The organism is Methylobacterium sp. WL6 (genome assembly GCF_008040095.1).
GTDB lineage: Bacteria > Pseudomonadota > Alphaproteobacteria > Rhizobiales > Beijerinckiaceae > Methylobacterium.
In genome coordinates, this window is record NZ_VRVH01000552.1 from 1 (window position 1) to 1,431 (window position 1,431).

Sequence of the window (1,431 nt, forward strand, 5' to 3'; positions counted from 1 at the left end):
GCCTCGCCGCCCTGCTCGTCGCCGCCGATCGCGGGCCGCTCGCCGGCCGGGTCGCCCGGTGGTTCCCGCGGCCGGAGCTCGAAGCCGACCTCGCCCGCTACGGCCTGCCCGCCTGCCTGATCGCCTACGCGCTGCGGTGGCGGAGCGAGCGCGGCGGCCCCGCGGCCGTCGCAGCGCCCGCGATCGCGCAGCCGCCGGGCGACGACGTCGTGGTGGTGATCCAGCTCGAATCCTTCCTCGACCCCGAACGGCTCGGCGGACCGCACCTGCCGCTGATGGACCTGATCCGGGCGCGCGCCAGCGAGCACGGCCGCCTGCGGGTGCCGGCGCACGGCGCCTACACCATGCGGACCGAGCACGCCGTGCTCACCGGGCGCGGCGCGTGCGATCTCGGCTTCGGCGTGTTCGACCCCTATCTCGCCTCGCGCGGGAACGAGCCGGGCAGCCTCGCCCGGACGGCCCGGCGGAACGGCTACGCGACCACCTTCGTCCACCCGTTCCACCGCGACTTCTTCCAGCGCGCCCGCGTCATGGAGGCGTTCGGCTTCGACACCCTCGTGATGGAGGAGGCGTTCGGCGACGCGCCCCGCGTTGGACCCTATGTCGGCGATGCGGCCTTCGGCGAGCGCGTGCGCGCCGAGGTCGCGGCACGGCGCGGGCCGCTGTTCCTGTTCGGCGTCACCATGGAGAACCACGGCCCCTGGAAGCCGGGACGCCTGCCGGGGATCGACGACCCGGTCGCCCAGTACCTCCACCACGTCGCCGCCGCCGGGCGCATGGTCGAGGACCTCGTGGCCGCGCTCGCGGGCCTGAACGCGACGCTCTGCATCTACGGCGACCACGCGCCCGCCCTGCCGACCTGCCGGCCCGGCTTCGGCGACACCGCCACCGACTACGCGCTGTTCCGGTTCGGCCACGCCGACCCGGCCGCGCCGCGTCGGGTCGACCGCACCGCCGACGATCTCGGGCGCCGGCTGCGAGCCGCAATCGGCCGGGCCGCGACGTCGGCGGATGGGCCAAGCGTGGCCGTGCCACGGTCGTGACGCAATGCCGGGCGATGTCCGGCGCGCGTGCTCGAGCCGTCGTTAAAGCGATCGCAGGCTTTGGCGCGCAACGTCGAGGCTCCAGCCATGCGCGCGTCGTCCGCCGACACTTCGGCACGGACCTCGGTGGCGGTCTCGCGACGAAGACGACAGGGTCATACGGGCGTTGCGTGCCGGTCTCACGGAGACGGGCACGGCTCCGGGAGTTCGAAGATGGTTCGTTTCACGGCGCTGTTCGCGCTGACGGCCTGCCTCGTCGGCGGCTGCTCGGTTCTTCCGGCTTCGGGTCCGACGGCGCGTGCCGTGGAGGCGGGGGCGGAGCTGTCGACGCCGGAGGGGCTGCTGGCGCGCTACGAGCTGGTGGACGTGACCCCGGCGGTGATCGAGG

At 74.5% G+C, this 1,431-nt stretch carries 1 protein-coding gene and 1 pseudogene; both read left to right on the plus strand.

Going from position 1 to position 1,431, the window contains the following annotated elements; translation table 11 throughout:
• Window positions 1-1,043 (plus strand): LTA synthase family protein (locus FV230_RS28265; RefSeq protein ID WP_147844715.1); only part of this gene is annotated, 1,043 nt, incomplete at its 5' end.
• A gap of 213 nt (window positions 1,044-1,256) precedes the next feature.
• Window positions 1,257-1,431 (plus strand): annotated as a pseudogene (locus FV230_RS31120) (sugar transporter); the annotation flags it as partial.